General features: G+C 51.7%; 20 protein-coding genes. 13 read left to right on the top strand and 7 right to left on the bottom strand.

Going from position 1 to position 14,903, the window contains the following annotated elements:
• Window positions 1-19: 19 nt before the first annotated feature.
• The 8 genes from DSM465_RS0105515 to DSM465_RS0105480 all read left to right on the top strand — a co-directional run bounded on the left by DSM465_RS0105515 (window position 20) and on the right by DSM465_RS0105480 (window position 3,204).
• Window positions 20-349 carry a CorA family divalent cation transporter gene (locus DSM465_RS0105515; protein WP_223812847.1) on the top strand — a complete coding sequence of 110 codons (330 nt, stop codon included), beginning with the start codon at window positions 20-22 and terminating at the stop codon, window positions 347-349.
• Window positions 350-455: 106 nt separating this feature from the next.
• The gene (locus DSM465_RS19550; RefSeq protein ID WP_169817285.1) at window positions 456-617 is read left to right on the top strand and encodes a hypothetical protein; all 162 of its coding nucleotides are present in this window, start codon (window positions 456-458) and stop codon (window positions 615-617) included.
• Window positions 614-1,039: a CorA family divalent cation transporter gene (locus tag DSM465_RS0105505; RefSeq protein WP_029760840.1), complete on the top strand. Its 426-nt coding sequence runs from the start codon at window positions 614-616 to the stop codon at window positions 1,037-1,039. The genes DSM465_RS19550 and DSM465_RS0105505 overlap by 4 nt, the downstream gene beginning before the upstream one ends.
• Window positions 1,040-1,054: 15 nt before the next feature.
• Complete coding sequence (locus DSM465_RS18835; RefSeq protein ID WP_078172624.1) at window positions 1,055-1,144, top strand: YjcZ family sporulation protein; 90 nt, start codon at window positions 1,055-1,057, stop codon at window positions 1,142-1,144.
• 196 nt (window positions 1,145-1,340) lie between these two features.
• The gene (rarD, locus tag DSM465_RS0105495) at window positions 1,341-2,270 is read left to right on the top strand and encodes an EamA family transporter RarD (protein WP_008879273.1); all 930 of its coding nucleotides are present in this window, start codon (window positions 1,341-1,343) and stop codon (window positions 2,268-2,270) included.
• Window positions 2,271-2,402: 132 nt separating this feature from the next.
• The gene (locus DSM465_RS18830; protein WP_008879272.1) at window positions 2,403-2,501 is read left to right on the top strand and encodes a YjcZ family sporulation protein; all 99 of its coding nucleotides are present in this window, start codon (window positions 2,403-2,405) and stop codon (window positions 2,499-2,501) included.
• Window positions 2,502-2,534: 33 nt separating this feature from the next.
• Window positions 2,535-2,675 carry a YjcZ family sporulation protein gene (locus DSM465_RS18825; protein WP_008879271.1) on the top strand — a complete coding sequence of 47 codons (141 nt, stop codon included), beginning with the start codon at window positions 2,535-2,537 and terminating at the stop codon, window positions 2,673-2,675.
• A 214-nt stretch (window positions 2,676-2,889) separates the two neighbouring features.
• Window positions 2,890-3,204 (top strand): hypothetical protein, encoded by a 315-nt coding sequence (locus DSM465_RS0105480; RefSeq protein WP_008879270.1) that lies wholly within the window; start codon window positions 2,890-2,892, stop codon window positions 3,202-3,204.
• A 168-nt stretch (window positions 3,205-3,372) separates the two neighbouring features.
• Here the strand turns inward: DSM465_RS0105480 and DSM465_RS0105475 are convergent, their stop codons facing one another.
• The 4 genes from DSM465_RS0105475 to DSM465_RS0105460 all read right to left on the bottom strand — a co-directional run bounded on the left by DSM465_RS0105475 (window position 3,373) and on the right by DSM465_RS0105460 (window position 7,820).
• Window positions 3,373-4,737 carry an MATE family efflux transporter gene (locus tag DSM465_RS0105475; RefSeq protein ID WP_029760839.1) on the bottom strand — a complete coding sequence of 455 codons (1,365 nt, stop codon included), beginning with the start codon at window positions 4,735-4,737 and terminating at the stop codon, window positions 3,373-3,375.
• A gap of 98 nt (window positions 4,738-4,835) precedes the next feature.
• A complete protein-coding gene (locus DSM465_RS0105470; RefSeq protein WP_029760838.1) occupies window positions 4,836-6,098 on the bottom strand; it encodes a two-component system sensor histidine kinase NtrB in 1,263 nt (420 codons plus the stop codon).
• A 150-nt stretch (window positions 6,099-6,248) separates the two neighbouring features.
• Window positions 6,249-6,449 (bottom strand): hypothetical protein, encoded by a 201-nt coding sequence (locus DSM465_RS0105465; RefSeq protein WP_011887327.1) that lies wholly within the window; start codon window positions 6,447-6,449, stop codon window positions 6,249-6,251.
• 207 nt (window positions 6,450-6,656) lie between these two features.
• A complete protein-coding gene (locus tag DSM465_RS0105460) occupies window positions 6,657-7,820 on the bottom strand; it encodes an MFS transporter (RefSeq protein ID WP_029760837.1) in 1,164 nt (387 codons plus the stop codon).
• A 139-nt stretch (window positions 7,821-7,959) separates the two neighbouring features.
• Between DSM465_RS0105460 and ilvA the strand changes: the two genes are divergently transcribed.
• On the top strand, window positions 7,960-9,168 hold the full coding sequence (gene ilvA / locus DSM465_RS0105455; RefSeq protein WP_008879266.1) for a threonine ammonia-lyase: 1,209 nt from the start codon (window positions 7,960-7,962) through the stop codon (window positions 9,166-9,168).
• Between the two features lie 236 nt (window positions 9,169-9,404).
• Here ilvA and DSM465_RS0105450 read toward each other — a convergent pair whose 3' ends face one another.
• Entirely contained in the window at window positions 9,405-9,662 is a 258-nt protein-coding gene (locus DSM465_RS0105450) for a DUF6154 family protein (RefSeq protein ID WP_008879264.1), read from the bottom strand.
• 143 nt (window positions 9,663-9,805) lie between these two features.
• Here DSM465_RS0105450 and DSM465_RS0105445 point away from each other — a divergent pair, with 143 nt between their 5' ends.
• Complete coding sequence (locus DSM465_RS0105445) at window positions 9,806-10,594, top strand: GNAT family N-acetyltransferase (protein WP_029760836.1); 789 nt, start codon at window positions 9,806-9,808, stop codon at window positions 10,592-10,594.
• A gap of 49 nt (window positions 10,595-10,643) precedes the next feature.
• Here DSM465_RS0105445 and DSM465_RS20055 read toward each other — a convergent pair whose 3' ends face one another.
• Entirely contained in the window at window positions 10,644-10,778 is a 135-nt protein-coding gene (locus tag DSM465_RS20055; protein WP_257788511.1) for a hypothetical protein, read from the bottom strand.
• 5 nt (window positions 10,779-10,783) lie between these two features.
• Window positions 10,784-11,032, bottom strand: coding sequence for a hypothetical protein (locus DSM465_RS0105435; RefSeq protein ID WP_008879262.1), 249 nt, complete (start codon window positions 11,030-11,032; stop codon window positions 10,784-10,786).
• Between the two features lie 260 nt (window positions 11,033-11,292).
• On the opposite strand from DSM465_RS0105435, the gene DSM465_RS0105425 reads away from it, so the two are divergent.
• From DSM465_RS0105425 to DSM465_RS0105415, 3 genes are all read left to right on the top strand, one after another.
• A complete protein-coding gene (locus DSM465_RS0105425) occupies window positions 11,293-11,919 on the top strand; it encodes a TetR/AcrR family transcriptional regulator (protein WP_008879261.1) in 627 nt (208 codons plus the stop codon).
• 128 nt (window positions 11,920-12,047) lie between these two features.
• On the top strand, window positions 12,048-13,190 hold the full coding sequence (locus DSM465_RS0105420; protein ID WP_008879260.1) for an acyl-CoA dehydrogenase: 1,143 nt from the start codon (window positions 12,048-12,050) through the stop codon (window positions 13,188-13,190).
• Between the two features lie 59 nt (window positions 13,191-13,249).
• On the top strand, window positions 13,250-14,884 hold the full coding sequence (locus DSM465_RS0105415; protein WP_008879259.1) for an AMP-binding protein: 1,635 nt from the start codon (window positions 13,250-13,252) through the stop codon (window positions 14,882-14,884).
• Window positions 14,885-14,903 lie beyond the last annotated feature (19 nt).

Here is a 14,903-nt window from a genome sequence, read left to right as displayed (position 1 = left end):
ACAGAAAGGGCGTCAGCCTATGGCGATTAACCATTCCCCTCGTCCGTTGCCGGAAGGAACGTTCAAACGCCATGCGCCGACGGGCGGCCAATCGTGTTGGTTTCATTTTATCGCTGCTGTCAAGTCCGATTTGGAGCGACTTCTCTCGTCATTGTCGATCCACCCGCTCGCCGAAAAACGGCTGATCGATGGAACAGGCATTCCAACCGTCGATGAGTATGAAGGATACATCTTTCTTTCGTTGTTTATCATCGACCCGTCCGGTCGGATGGCAAACGTCCGCCTGCTCGCCGCGGAGCGGCATATCATCGCTACATGGATGAGTCTCACTCGTTCATCGGCCCTGTGAAAGAACGGCTGTTGGACCATTGCGATCAGGTGCTTTACCCTGGTTATGTGTTATTACCACTTTTTAAACTTGGCTGCTGCCTGCTTTTTTGCAGGTGATTGACCAAATGGCTGACCGCATCCAAGGGCTCGAACGGCAAGTATTCGAGACTCTGTTAGCGAATGAAATCAGGCGCGATATTTATCGGATGAAAACGTATCTTCATGAGCTGCGGCAAGTCGCCGAAGCACAGGAAAAACGATTCGCCATGTTGAGCTTCCGTATATGAACGCAGAAACGAATCCGTATATCGACGAGGTGGCGTCCCGGTTTGCCTGCGTTCCGGCGGCGCTTGATGCATTTAAGGAATCGTTGTCCGCCATCTTCGATTTGCAGCTGTCGCTTAAATTCGACCATATGAACGTCATTATGAAGACGGTAACATTAGTGAGCGTCATGTTTTTACCGATGACGTTTATTGCCGATGTCTATGGCATGAATTTTACATTCATGCCGGAGTTGAAATGGCGATACGGTTATCCGTTCGCTCTGTTGCTTATGGCTGCTGTCGCCGCACTCATCGTCCTCTATTTCAAACGAAACGGCTGGTGGGGGGAGATAGAAAGAAAAATAGGCGTTTTTCCACAAATATGGGCATTTGCCCGGCCGTTTGGGCAGGTGGGCGCATATGATGGCTCCGTGAATCCATAAGGGGAGGTGCCCGCCATGAGCGGTTTCGTCAGCAACGGTTATACACTTGTTATCGTCTTATTCATTTTATTAATTATTGTCGGTTGTGTTTGTGTCGGTTGGTAAGCGCCAGCCTAGAAAAACATAAAAACGGAAACAGGCAAAACAGTGCAGCCAAGCAAGGCTGCAAAAGGAAGCGGGGACGAGCGCCGTCTCCGTTTTTCGTTTGCTCGTCGGACGGCGCGTCCTGTTTTTTGATAGATAAAATGAGGCGGCAGCGGTATAATGGAACGGAAATGATCAAGGAAAAGGGGAACGTGACATGGGGTATTTTCGGGAGGAAAAGCAAGGTATCACATATACCGCCGTCTCGTATTTGTTATGGGGTGTGCTGCCGCTCTATTGGAAACTGCTTGAGGCGCGCCCAGCGCTTGAAATTTTAGCCCATCGCATCATTTGGTCGTTTGTCTTTATGGTGATTCTTTTGGCGGCGACTGGCCAGCTCACTGTCTGGAGACAAGAGCTTAAGGCGATGCGCCGCCGGCCGGCGTTGGCGTGGGGGATTGCCGCCGCCGCCCTGCTCATTAGTGCCAACTGGTTTATTTACATATGGGCGGTGACCAACCACCATATTGTCGAGGCCAGCCTCGGCTATTACATCAATCCGCTTGTCAGCGTGGCGCTTGGGACGATCGTATTGCGTGAACGGCTCAGCGTTGGACAATGGTTTGCCGTTTTTCTTGCTGCGGCCGGCGTGACCGTGATGGCAGCGGAATACGGCTCATTTCCATGGGTTGCTCTATCACTCGCTTTGTCATTCGGACTTTACGGCTTAGTGAAAAAGTTAGCGAGTGTTGACTCATCCGTCGGGCTGACGTTGGAAACGATGGTTGTGATGCCGCTTTCGGCCGTTTACTTATTATGGTTATACAATGAAACACCGGCGCTCGTCGAGGCAGCGGCATGGTGGCAATGGGTGCTCCTCGCCGGGGCCGGACCGGCTACGGCTGTGCCGCTTTTGTATTTTGCCAAAGGGGCAAAGCGCGTGTCGATGACAATGCTCGGCTTTTTGCAATACATTGCGCCGACAATCAGCCTTCTCCTTGGCGTCTTTTTGTTTGACGAACCGTTCACGAAAGCCCATTTGTACGCATTCAGCTGCATTTGGGCGGCGCTGATCTTGTTTTCTGTCGTACAAATTCGGCAGGCGTCGGGGCGAAAAAAATGGAAGCGGGATTCGCTGCAAGCGTAACGGCGGTCCGGGTGACGGGCCGTCTTTCTTTTTGCCTTCCGCGCGGCAAATACCCATTTTTGCTGAAACATCTAACCAATTTCTCGCTTCGTGAATAGTCTACTAGTACAAAAATGAAGGAGGTGCTGGCAAATGGGTGCAACTTACGGCGGCGGGTTTGCGTTGATCGTCGTTCTGTTCATTTTGTTAATCATTGTCGGATGTGCATGTATCGGTGGTTGGGTGTATTAATGCCCCCTACCTGCTAGCAAGGAGGTGACGAATATGCCATACGGCTTTTGCGGCTGGGGCGGCTGGGGTGGCTATGGCTTCGGTTATCCGGGCTATGGCGGCTACGGCTACGGCTTCGTGTTGATCGTCGTCTTGTTTATTTTGCTCATTATCGTCGGGGCAACTTGGTGCTAAGTGGATGATGGCACGGGGGAGGCAGCCAAGAGACGGTTGTTTCCCCCGCCATTTTTTCAAAAGAGACAGGAGGGAGGAAAGAGAGAAAGTGCGGTTCAAGGCGATATGTTAGCTGGAGAGGAAACCGGGTTGGCAATGGAAAAAGATAGAACAGACGAAAGGCCCGCTCGCCGCTCAGCTGTTAAGAGCGCTTCCAGCGGCAGAAAAGGATCACTTGCTTGTCGGAAAAGAAGGAGGGGATACAGCGGCTGCAACGATCGTTATTATCGATTGGCGCATCGATGACCATCCGCAACCAATCGAGGAGTTGGTTCGTCTGCCTCAATGGCGCCAGCTATATTTTAAGATGCCGCGGGTGGAGAAAGCGGCAATGATGGAAGGGATGATCAAGGACGAGGTTGGCACCGTGCTGTTCCGTCTTGGCTGTTTGCGAGAAGAGGAGCCGGGGGATGGCGAGGAGCTGACTGCGTATGTACATACGGAAAGCTTTGAAGAGCGCGAGGTGGGAAAAGACAAGGATCGGCTTTGACGCGCTGGCGTATAGGAAACAGCAGCCATCGGCAAAAGTGGCGGACTAAACGGAAACCGGTTATCAACCGGAACGGTTCACCGGTGAATCGTTTTGACGGCGTCGTAAAGAGGACGCCCGTCTATGGGCATCCTCTTTTTGCTGATATAGATGCTGCCCGGACGTCCCTCACGAGACGAGCGGCGTGCGTTGATTTCCGTGGCGGCGCCAGATGGCCCGCAGGCGAAAACTGAGGAAGAGCGCCCCGGCAGCCAACCCGGCGATGAGGCCGATCCAATAGCCGAACGCTCCGGCAGGGGTCAGCAGGGCGAGCGCACAGCCGACGGGAAGCCCGATGCCCCAATAGGCAAGAAGGGCAGCCCAAAATACGGCGTTGACATCTTTATAGCCGCGCAGCGCTCCTTGAATGGGGGCAGCGATAGCATCGGAAAATTGGAAGAAGATTGCATATAACAAAAATTTTCCGGTCAACGCTGCCACAGCGGGATCGCTCGTGTACAGTCGGGCGACATGGCCGCGGAAGGCGTAAAGAAACAGAGCGGCAGCCGCGGCGACAGCCAAGGCGATGGCAATGCCAATCAAGCAAAACTTTTTCGCATCTTCATACCGTTTAGCCCCCGCTTCGAAACCGACTGCGATCGTCAGCGCCATTGACAAACTGAGCGGGATCATATACAACAGTGAAGCGAAATTAAGGGCGCTCTGATGGGCGGCAACCGTTTCGGCGCCAAATCGCCCGACAAGCAGCGTTACAGCAGCAAAAATACTCGTCTCAAAAAAGATAGCCGACCCGATCGGCACCCCTGTTTTAAGCAGCTCTTTCCATGAGGCCCATGAAGGGCAGTAAACACGTACGAGCGCACGATACATAGCAAAACGGCGGAGTTTAATGGCAGCCAAGGCAGCGACAAAACAGTACGTATACGTGATTGCTGTCGCATAGCCGGTGCCGATGCCGCCAAGACGTGGGAATCCGCCGTGTCCGTAAATGAACAGCCAGTTGAACAGCATGTTAATAGGCAAAGCGGTGAGCGTAATCCACATTGTCACTTTCGTCTGCCCGAGCGCATCGATCGAGTAGCGAAGCACTGAATAAAGGAACAGCGGGATAATTCCAAACGACAATGCGAGCAAATAGTGAGAGGCAATGTACCGGACATCCTCTTCGAGTTGCATCTGTTTCAAAATAAACGGCACGGCAACCGAGCCGGCCAGGACGATGGCGAGTGCAATCGCGACGGACAAATAAAGCGCTTGGACGACGGTGCGAGCGATATCTTCATGACGTCCGGCGCCGAAATGCTGGGAGACGATGGGGGACAGAGCGAGCAAAATGCCACCAACCCCGGTAAACACCGGCACCCATAGGCTCGAACCAATCGCCACGCCGGCCAGATCTTCGGCGCTCGCGTGGCCGGACATAGCGACATCGGTAAAGTTCATCATATATTGGCAGGCTTGCGAAACAAAAATCGGTAAAAACAAAGTGAACAAACGCTTCCACTTTCCGCTGGCTGAAGCGGTCATTGCCATCATGGCTCCTCCTTTGTCTAAAAACAGCACATTGTGCTAAATCATCAATCTTTCCGTCTCCCCCGAGCCAGGGGGAGCGATCCCCCTGGAGAAGCCGCTTATGACGAAAAATAAGGCGGCTGGCTACGAAGCGGAAATTCCATAAGAAAACAAGTGCCACATGCGTCACTTTGCACTTTTATCGTTCCTCGATGCAGTTCGACAATTTTTTTCGACAGCGAAAGACCAAGACCTGTTCCCGTTTCTTTCGTCGAGAAAAATGGCTCAAAAATATGGTCGATGACCGGTGACGGAATGCCGGGCCCGTCGTCGCAGAAGCGAAGCTGGACGATATGGTTTACTTTCCGGCTGCTGACTTTCACATTCATTGTCTTTGCGACTTTCGCTTCGATGGAGTTGCGGAATAAGTTTAAAAACACTTGCAGCAATTGGCTGCGGTCACCGCTCATTTCATAATCGTCAAGCTGTTCATCAAGATCAAAATGGATGTTGACATTATGAAGCAGCGCCTCACTTTGCAGCAGAACACCGACGTCATCACGCAAAAAGCGGTGCAAGTTGAACGTCTCCATTTTCACGTCCCGTGGTTTGGCGATATTTAGAAAGTCGGTAATGATGTCATTCGCCCGGTCGAGTTCGGGGATGAGCAGCCGCTCAACGAGCGATGTAATGCGATCTGGCAAATCGTTTTTCAGCAACTGCAAATAGCCGCGTACTGTCGTCAGCGGATTGCGGATTTCATGAGCGATGCCGGCGGCAATGCGACCTGCGGCAGCCAATTTTTCCGTCTCTTTCATCATGTTGAGCGATTGGAATATGCTAATGACCCGTTTGACCGATCCGTCATCATTATAAATAAAGCGGGTGTTGACGATGCCGTAAAAGCGGTCGAGCACTTCGCGATTGTAAAGAGGCTCGCGCTTTTCCAACGATTCTAGTGTTGCGATTAGCTCATCGGGAAGTTTCAGCAGCTCGCGAATATGTTTGCCGATGATGGCATCGCGGTCGACGCCGGTATCCATGGCCGCTTGTAAATTGCAAAGCGTAATGATTCCATGATCGTCGACGAAGACGATATGGTGCGGAACAAGGTCAAGCAGCGGTGTTAAAAACGCTTCGACTTTTTCAAACGGCACATCACGATATAAGTCAATGTCCCACTGCCATTCTGTTTCCTTTCCAGGGGCGATCCGAGCCGGCGAAAGGCGCGGTTGGACATCACCGCGCCTTTTTTCGATGGTGATTCCGGTTTCGTAATCGGTAAACATGAATGGGAACGGGAGTTTTTCGATGAGCCGCTCATAAGCGCGCAGCTTTCGTTCAAGCTCTTCAGTTTGCTGTTGTACCAATCGATCGTTCATCCTTCCAAACTCCTTAACTACACATCTCATTTCCTATTTTACAAAAGTGAATCGCCTTTGGCTATGACGAACGTCCCTATGTCGGGCACTAAGACGGCCGATGACGGTTGGCACCGTTGCTAGGTGTTTCAGCGCAGGCCATCAAGCGCCTTAATAGAAAAATAGCTTGCGTCTTGTCCCTTTGCTGCCAAATAGGGGGGCTCCAAACACATCAAGCACTGACAAGTCGACGATTGTGCCAGCGTCAGACATCTGGCTGCCTTTTAGGTAAAACGTCGTTTCGGCCAATGTAACGACAGATGGATCACTGTCTTGCCGTCGTCGCCCTTGCTGCAACGTCCGGCGCTGCACAATGTGATTTTTCGGTCACAACCGTTTCATCCCTTCGCGTTCTGAATTCCTTTCTTTCATATTAGCAAATTCGCCTATGTTTTCCTATTCTCAAGCAAATTCGTTTATCTTTAGAAAAACATGTGTCTATGACGACTGTTCAGTAATTACTTTATATTTTTATAAAACTATGTGCTAAATAACCAATAAAAAATCCGCCGTAGCGGATTAAGAAGACAAGCGCCCCACTTCGTTGCGGGCGGCAAACAGCCCGTACAATCCTGCGCCGACAACGCAAAGAACGATGCCGAGCAAGTAAGGGAGCCCTGCCATATAGCTGAACAAGCCACCGCCGACAATCGGGCCGATGATGCGGCCGAGCGAGTCAAACGATGACAATAGTCCGGCAGCACTTCCTTGCCGACCGGCTGCCTGTTTCGTAATGAGCGATGAGACGCAAGGGCGGATGACGCCGTTTCCGATGCCGAAGATGGATAGAAAAAGAGCAGCCGTCCAAAAGTCTTGTACGAGCAAAATAGCTGCAAATCCAAGAGCCGAGACGGCAAGACCGCCCTGTAAGACACGTCCTTCACCGAACCGTTTAATCAGCCGTCCAAGGAGTCCTCCTTGAACGAGGGCGCTGGCGATTCCCATGATCATAAAAATATACCCGAGTTGAACGGAATCAAGACCGGCGCGGCGATCGGCGAAGTAAGCGAACGTTGCCTCAAGTCCGGCGAGGGCGAGCGTCGCCGTCCATTGCAGCAAATATAAATAAAGAAGCGGGCTTTGTATCATTTCTCTCAGCGACCGCTGGCCTTCCGATTTAGCGGTCGTTGACAGGCGCGAAGGTTCTGGCAAAGCGAGCCATACGAACAGCGCTGTCGCCGCTGATAGTGCTCCTGCGATGGCGAACGGCAGATGCAAGCTCGTTTGCGAAAACATTCCTCCGATGGCTGGCCCGCAAATAAAGCCGAGCCCGGTTGCTGCACCGATCGCTCCCATCGCTTTTCCCCGTTCATCTGGCGGCGTGACGTCGGCGGCATATGCCATTACCGTCGGCATCGCTGCCGCTGACAGTGCCCCACCAAGAAAACGGGCGACAAACAGCATGATGAGCGTCTCAGCTACAGAAAAAAGAAAAAACGATAACGACAGCCCGGTGATGCCGATGAGCAACACCGGCTTACGGCCATAGCGGTCGGACAGCTGTCCCCACATCGGGGAAAACAACAGCTGCATTAACGAATAAACCGCCATTAACAGCCCGAGCTCAAGTGGAGTAGCTCCCACTTCTTCAGCAAGAAACGGCAATACCGGAATAATGATGCCAAACCCTGACATGACCAAAAACATGACCATCCATAAAAGCAACAGCGGGCGTCGCCGCATAAATCTTCCCCTCCTTCACCCTATTATCGTACGTCATCCGCCGAGGAAAAAGCAATATTTGTCGGCGATGAAACGTTTTGTATATAATAAAGCCGGGTGAAAAAGAACCGGTTGCCTGATCAGAAAGGGTGGTTTAGTGATGTTGACGTTGACAGACATTGAGCAAGCGCGGTTGAAAATGAAAGGCATTGTTCATGAAACACCACTTGAGCATTCGCAAACGTTCAGCCGGTTGTCCGGCAATAATGTATATATGAAACTCGAAAACTTGCAAAAAACGGGCTCATTTAAAGTAAGAGGGTCATTCAATAAAATTATGTCGTTGACCGATGAAGAGCGGTCGCGCGGCGTCATCGCCGCCTCCGCCGGCAACCATGCTCAGGGGGTCGCCTATGCAAGCGGCATGCTTCATATTCCGTGCACGATCGTTATGCCAAAAGGTGCGCCGCTGAGCAAAATAGAAGCGACGAAAAACTATGGAGCGGAAGTCGTTTTGCACGGCGATGTGTTTGATGAGTCGCTCGAGTATGCGCTCGAACTGCAGCGCGAGCGGGGGATGACGTTTGTACATCCGTTCGACGATTTGGCCGTCATGGCCGGCCAAGGAACGATCGGCTTGGAGTTGGTTGAGCAGCTTCCTGATGTGGACGTCGTCCTTTGCCCGGTCGGTGGCGGCGGCTTGCTCGCGGGGTTAGCGTTTACATTAAAACAGCTGAAACCGTCTGTCGAGGTGTACGGCGTCGAATCGTCAGCCTGCCCTGGAATGACAGCAGCCCTCCGCCATAAACAGCCGGTCGCCATCGCTGCATCGGATACGATCGCCGATGGCATCGCCGTGAAAAAGCCAGGCAATATTACGTACCAATATATTGAGCAGTACGTCGATGGAATCGTTTGCGTTGAAGAGGCGGAAATTTCACGGACGATGCTTTATTTGCTTGAACGGAACAAATTGCTCGTCGAAGGGTCGGCGGCTTGTCCGCTGGCGGCGCTTTTGTACCAAAAGTTGCCGTTTCGTGATAAAAAAGTCGCCGCCATTTTAAGCGGCGGCAACGTCGACGTGACATTGATTTCCCGCATCATCGAGCGCGGTCTTGTCGAGGCCGGTCGGTTTGTGACGTTTACGACGATCATTTCCGATAAGCCGGGCCAATTGAACAAGCTGCTTCGCATTATCGCCGAACTAGAAGCAAATGTGATGTCGATCCACCATCAACGCATCGGTGCCAAAGTGTTGCCAGGCCAGGCGGAAATCCACTTTTCGCTTGAGACGAAAAATGAGGATCATATCCAGCAAATTTACCAAGTGTTATTGAAAGAAGGCTATGATGTACAGTTTTATCGGTAGGTGGCTCGAAAACGTTTTTTCTTTATTCTTTATTTCAAAAGAAGCGCTCCGGTTTCTAAGCGGGGCGAAAGTGGGAGACGTATTCGCTGTGGGTTGATGGCGGGGCACGTTCCGTACAATTCGCGGGGGTTGTCATTCCGTCAGAGATCTTTGCATGATAACGACCCGGTCTTTGCTCGTAAAATGTGGCTGTCCCCAGTGCAGACGGCTTTGTCTGGCGGGGACAGCCGTTTTTGTCAATGGATGCGCGGCCCTTCTTGCGGTCGTGTGGCTCCGAGGCCTTCACGAGCCATTTTCGCTTTCAAGCTTTCGAACAAGTACAAGCCAAACATGCCGAGCAGCTCTTCATCGGTCATCTCACCGATCAGCTTGAGCACATCGCGGCGGTTGAGTTCATCCAAAATCGACATCGCCACCGCTTCAGCGTCTTCTTCATCCCCGGTCAGCCGGTCTTTGTAATATTCGTACAGATCGTCAATAAACTTCATCTGCATGACCGTCTCGCAGACAGAGAGCGGCCTTCCTCCTTTCTTCACGGTCAGCCGAAACTAACCATTCCCTCATCATTCCGCCATTGGCAGCGGATATACACTATAGTATAATGGAAAAAATATCATTCGAAAAGCGGGGGAGTGCTATGATTCGTCGGTTAACGGTCGAAGACCACCAACAACTATTTTCATTTTTGCAGCAAGATCCGTCGTTCAACTTATTTATCATTGGCGACATCGAGTCGTTTGGCTATGACGCTGATTTCCAAGACGTTTGGGGGCAATTTGACGATGCCGGTTCGCTGAAAGCGGTGTTGCTTCGTTATTATGATTCTTATATTTCATACGCGCCCGGCGATTTTGATGCTGATGGTTTTACCCGCCTTATCGGTGAGACAGCCCGCACATTGACGATCGAGCTGTCCGGCAAAGAGGAAATTGCCAGGCAGTTTGAAGGACGGCTGGCGCTTGGGACGAAGCGGACGCTTTACTTTTGTGAGTGCCGGACGGACGAATATGCCCGTCAACAAATAGGAGCGTTCTCCATCAAGAAAGCTGGATTGGCCGATGTTGATCGGATTGTTGACTTGCGGCGCCGCATTCCTGAATTTGACACGAGACCGACGGCGCGCGACATGCTGGTGAAGGGGATGGAAACGAATTCAGCGAGAACGTATTATATTGAACAAGATGGCAAGATGGTGGCGGCCGCATCGACAACGGCGGAAAATTCGCTGTCGGCGATGATCGTCGGCGTCTGCACCGATCCGGAACATCGAGGAAAAGGGTACGCGAGCGCCATTGTGGCGAAGCTCGTTTACGATTTGCTCGCCGAAGGAAAGATGCCATGCTTGTTTTACGACAACCCAGACGCCGGGCGCATTTACCATCGTCTTGGCTTTCGGGATATCGGACTGTGGGCGATGTACCGCTAGAAAGGCGGAAGCCCCGCCAGCTTGCTTGTGTGCAAAAGCAAGCTGGCGGTTATTGTCCGTCTGCGCCGTTAGGCGTGACTCGGCGAATGTGTTGGTCGCCTTGCTCCCGCATCGCTTTTGCCTTGTCGTTGACAAGCTGTTTTTGGTCAACGATTGAGGATGGTGTTTGTTTTTGGTTTGCCATGTTGATCACCCCAGTGGAGAAGATTTGGCGCGCTGAATGAACATGTCCGCATCTTCAATCAATCCGCAGACTCCGCATTGGACGCGGTAGCTTGGACCGCGGTACGGGAGATGAAACGGTTCGAGCGCTTCATTTGTGTACTCTTGTTCAATGTCACCGGTATGGGGGTCGAGCTTGACCGCCCGCGGCTGCTGCTCGATAAGGTGAAACCGCGTCCGGTTTGTTTTGCAATTTGGGCATAACATCGGTTCCAACAGAAGCCACCTCCGTTTTTATCTTTTGGAAAAACAGTCGTGATTATGTATGAGACCTTTGTTTTGTTTCGGTTCGTGCCGTTAGGAAACATGGTTCGAGCGATCGTTGCGGATGTCATGCGGCGAAAGACGCCTCCCATTTTTTCAGTCGGCGGAACAATTTTTATTGACAACAGCTACAACTGTCGAGTATCTTAATAAACAGGAAGAATATTTTGTCTTTTTAGAAATGTTTTACGATCGATGTGAAGGAGACTGTTATGGCTGATAAACCACTCAGAGATCGCATTATTGACACCGCTCTTCATTTATTTGAGAAATATGGCTACCACGGTGTAACGGTCGACCGTATCGTGGCGGAAAGTGACACATCAAAAGGTGGTTTTTACCATAATTTTAAATCGAAAGACGAGTTGCTTTACCATATTCATGACGTCTTTATCACGTATGCGCTTACAAAAGCGCGGGAAGCGTATGAAAGCTGTTCGACGCCGACCGAGCGCTTGTACGCCATCGTTCAATCGTTTGTCAAAGTGTTTCATTTATATAAGCCGCATATTACCGTCTTTTATCAGGAAAGCACGTACTTAAAACCGGAATATGCCGAGCTGATCAATAAGAAGCGAGAGGAATTTAAACAAATTATTTTTCGTGTCATCCGTGAGGGGATTGAGGCAGGCGAGTTTCGTCCGGAACTGTCGGTGGAGATCGCTGGCATGTCGATCATCGGCATGGTGAACTGGACGTACAAATGGTACAATCCGGACGGACCGCTGTCAATTGAAGAGATTGCGAGCTATTTTGCCGATTTCATTTTGCATGCGGTGCTTCGTGACCCGGAGCATCCGGCGGCGGCACAGTTTTTGTTGCGGCCGATCGTCGAATAAGCCGCTTATTGTTTCCAGACCAACTAGTCGGTCTTGGTTGCTGGACAAAGCAACTCATTTTCAACGTGATTAAAAACCGACTAGTCGGTTTTTATATAGTTATTCTTCAAATGGGGGAGAGGGAGAATATGGATTTTTCGCTGACGAAAGAACAACAAATGATTAAAGAAATGGTTCGCGACTTTGCGGAGAAGGAAATTGCGCCATACGCGGCGAAATGGGATGAAGAGGCGTATTTTCCGCGTGAAGTGTTCCGCAAAATGGGCGAGTTGGGGCTGTTGGGCCTTCCGTTTCCGGAATCGTATGGCGGCGCCGGGGGCGATACGATTTCGTACGCCATTGCCGTCGAAGAAATCGGCCGCGCCTGCGGTGGCACGGGGCTAAGTTATGCGGCTGCCGTTTCGCTCGGAGCGAGCCCGATTTATTACTTCGGATCAGAAGAGCAAAAACAAACGTGGCTTGTGCCAATGGCAAAGGGAGAAACGCTTGGCGCTTTCGGCCTTACGGAGCCGAACGCCGGGTCGGACGCCGGCGGCACGCGCACAACTGCGGTGCTTGACGGCGATGAGTATGTCATCAATGGCGAAAAATGCTGGATTACAAACGCCCAATACGCGCGGCAAGTGATCGTCACTGCGGTCACGGGCAAAGATGCGCGCGGCAAAAACATCATCACCGCTCTCATCGTACCAACCGACTCCCCAGGATTTACGATCCGTTCAAATTATGACAAAATGGGTGTCCGCGCTTCCAATACGTGCGAACTCGTTTTTGAGAACGTCCGTGTGCCGAAAGAAAACGTGTTAGGCGACCCGCAAAAAGGGTTTAAGCAGTTTTTGTACACGCTTGATGGCGGGCGCATATCGATCGCCGCTTTAGCTGTCGGTATTGCACAAGCAGCGTTTGAGAAAGCGCTTCAATATGCGAAAGAGCGCGTTCAATTTGGGCAATCGATTTCCAAGTTCCAAGCGATCCAATTTAAGCTCGCGGATATGGCGATGGAAATTGAGCTTGCCCGCAATATGGTGTACAAAGCAGCCTGGCTGAAAGATCAGGGGAAACCGTTCACAAAAGAAGCGTCATTTGCCAAGCTGTTCGCGTCGGAAATGGGGTTTCGCGTCTGCAACCAGGCGATTCAAATTCATGGTGGCTACGGCTATATGAAAGAATACGGCGTCGAACGCCACTTGCGAGATATTAAGCTCATGGAAATCGGCGAAGGCACATCGGAAATCCAACGTCTCGTCATCGCCCGCCAGCTCGGATGCTAAAAGCGGAAATATGCGCATATCCATAACAGTGAATTCGGACAAAGGGGAGGAGACGGTCGATGTTAACGGTGACTGTGGGGAAATTGTTAGAGGAGCGTGCCAGGCAATACCCGGATCGTGAAGCGGTCGTGTATGCCGATCGCAACCTGCGCCTGACGTACCGGCAGTTTAATGACTATTGCCGCCTTGTGGCGCGCGGTTTGATGCGGCTTGGCATTGAAAAAGGGGAACATGTCGCTATTTGGGCGACAAACGTTCCAGAATGGATCGCCTGCCAGTTCGCGACGGGGAAAATGGGGGCGGTACTTGTTACGGTCAATACGAACTATCAAGCGGCAGAGCTTGAGTATTTGCTTAAGCAGTCCGATTCGACGACGCTCTTTTTGATCGAACAATACCGCGATTCTTCGTATATCGACATTTTGTACAGCATTGTTCCAGAGTTGCGTACTGCCGAACCGGGGAAGCTCCAGTCCAAGCGGCTGCCGAAGCTGAAAAACGTCGTTTTGCTCGGCGATAAGCGTTATCCGGGCATGTTCACATGGAACGACATCTTGGCGATGGCGCATGAGGTGACGGAAGAAGAACTCGATGAACGGTTAGAGAGCCTCGACCCGCACGATGCGATCAACATGCAGTACACATCTGGAACGACCGGATTCCCGAAAGGGGTCATGTTGTCGCATTATAACATCGTCAATAATGCCCACCAAGTAGCGCAATGTATGAAACTTGGCGAAGGCGACCGTCTTTGTATCCCGGTGCCGTTTTTCCATTGCTTTGGCTGCGTCATGAGCACCCTCGCGTGCGTCACCGTTGGAGCGACGATGGTGCCGGTGGTGGAGTTCCATCCAAAGCGGGTGCTCGAGACGGTTGCGGCGGAGCGATGCACGGCGCTGCACGGCGTGCCGACGATGTTTATCGCTGAACTGAATGACCCGGATTTTGATCAATACGATTTGTCATCGCTGCGCACGGGCATTATGGCTGGTTCTCCTTGCCCAGTCGAAGTGATGAAAGCAGTCATCAACAAAATGGGTATGACCGATATTACGATCGCTTACGGGCAGACGGAATCGTCCCCGGTGATTACCCAGACGCGCACTGATGACCCGATTGAGCTGCGCGTCGAAACGGTCGGCCGCGCGCTGCCGGGTGTAGAAGTGAAAATCGTTGAGCCCGGCACGTGCAACGAAGTGCCGCGGGGCGTGCAAGGCGAGTTATGCACGCGCGGTTACCATGTGATGAAAGGATATTACAACAATCCGGAAGCGACCAATGAAGCAATTGACGAAGACGGTTGGCTGCATACCGGCGATTTGGCGACGATGGATGAAAACGGTTACTGCCGCATTACCGGCCGGCTGAAAGATATGATCATCCGCGGCGGCGAAAACATTTACCCGCGCGAGATCGAAGAATTCTTATACAAACACCCGAAAATTTTGGACGTCCAAGTGGTCGGGGTGCCCGATGAAAGGTATGGGGAAGAAGTGATGGCATGGATCATCTTAAAGGACGGTGAAACGGCGACCGCTGAGGAAATTCGCGAGTTTTGCCGCGGCAACATTTCCCGTCACAAAATCCCGCGCTATATCGAGTTTACTGATTCCTATCCGATGACGGCGTCTGGGAAAATTCAAAAGTTTAAGCTGCGAGAAATGGCGAAACAGCGCCTCGGCTTGACGACTTAAACCGCCGCGCCGGGCGGGC

This window comes from Geobacillus thermodenitrificans subsp. thermodenitrificans DSM 465, assembly GCF_000496575.1.
Classification (GTDB): Bacteria; Bacillota; Bacilli; order Bacillales; family Anoxybacillaceae; genus Geobacillus; species Geobacillus thermodenitrificans.
The sequence above is the reverse complement of the archived record's forward strand: the minus strand, read 5'-3'. Positions and strand labels throughout refer to the sequence as shown.

Bases quoted from the DNA above. Each gene is read 5' to 3' on its own strand.
- DSM465_RS0105515 (WP_223812847.1), top strand. From the start codon at position 20: ATGGCGATTAACCATTCCCCTCGTCCGTTGCCGGAAGGAACGTTCAAA.
- DSM465_RS19550 (WP_169817285.1), top strand. From the start codon at position 456: ATGGCTGACCGCATCCAAGGGCTCGAACGGCAAGTATTCGAGACTCTG.
- DSM465_RS0105505 (WP_029760840.1), top strand. From the start codon at position 614: ATGAACGCAGAAACGAATCCGTATATCGACGAGGTGGCGTCCCGGTTT.
- DSM465_RS18835 (WP_078172624.1), top strand. From the start codon at position 1,055: ATGAGCGGTTTCGTCAGCAACGGTTATACACTTGTTATCGTCTTATTC.
- rarD (WP_008879273.1), top strand. From the start codon at position 1,341: ATGGGGTATTTTCGGGAGGAAAAGCAAGGTATCACATATACCGCCGTC.
- DSM465_RS18830 (WP_008879272.1), top strand. From the start codon at position 2,403: ATGGGTGCAACTTACGGCGGCGGGTTTGCGTTGATCGTCGTTCTGTTC.
- DSM465_RS18825 (WP_008879271.1), top strand. From the start codon at position 2,535: ATGCCATACGGCTTTTGCGGCTGGGGCGGCTGGGGTGGCTATGGCTTC.
- DSM465_RS0105475 (WP_029760839.1), bottom strand. From the start codon at position 4,737: ATGGCAATGACCGCTTCAGCCAGCGGAAAGTGGAAGCGTTTGTTCACT.
- DSM465_RS0105470 (WP_029760838.1), bottom strand. From the start codon at position 6,098: ATGAACGATCGATTGGTACAACAGCAAACTGAAGAGCTTGAACGAAAG.
- DSM465_RS0105460 (WP_029760837.1), bottom strand. From the start codon at position 7,820: ATGCGGCGACGCCCGCTGTTGCTTTTATGGATGGTCATGTTTTTGGTC.
- ilvA (WP_008879266.1), top strand. From the start codon at position 7,960: ATGTTGACGTTGACAGACATTGAGCAAGCGCGGTTGAAAATGAAAGGC.
- DSM465_RS0105450 (WP_008879264.1), bottom strand. From the start codon at position 9,662: ATGCAGATGAAGTTTATTGACGATCTGTACGAATATTACAAAGACCGG.
- DSM465_RS0105445 (WP_029760836.1), top strand. From the start codon at position 9,806: ATGATTCGTCGGTTAACGGTCGAAGACCACCAACAACTATTTTCATTT.
- DSM465_RS20055 (WP_257788511.1), bottom strand. From the start codon at position 10,778: ATGGCAAACCAAAAACAAACACCATCCTCAATCGTTGACCAAAAACAG.
- DSM465_RS0105425 (WP_008879261.1), top strand. From the start codon at position 11,293: ATGGCTGATAAACCACTCAGAGATCGCATTATTGACACCGCTCTTCAT.
- DSM465_RS0105420 (WP_008879260.1), top strand. From the start codon at position 12,048: ATGGATTTTTCGCTGACGAAAGAACAACAAATGATTAAAGAAATGGTT.
- DSM465_RS0105415 (WP_008879259.1), top strand. From the start codon at position 13,250: ATGTTAACGGTGACTGTGGGGAAATTGTTAGAGGAGCGTGCCAGGCAA.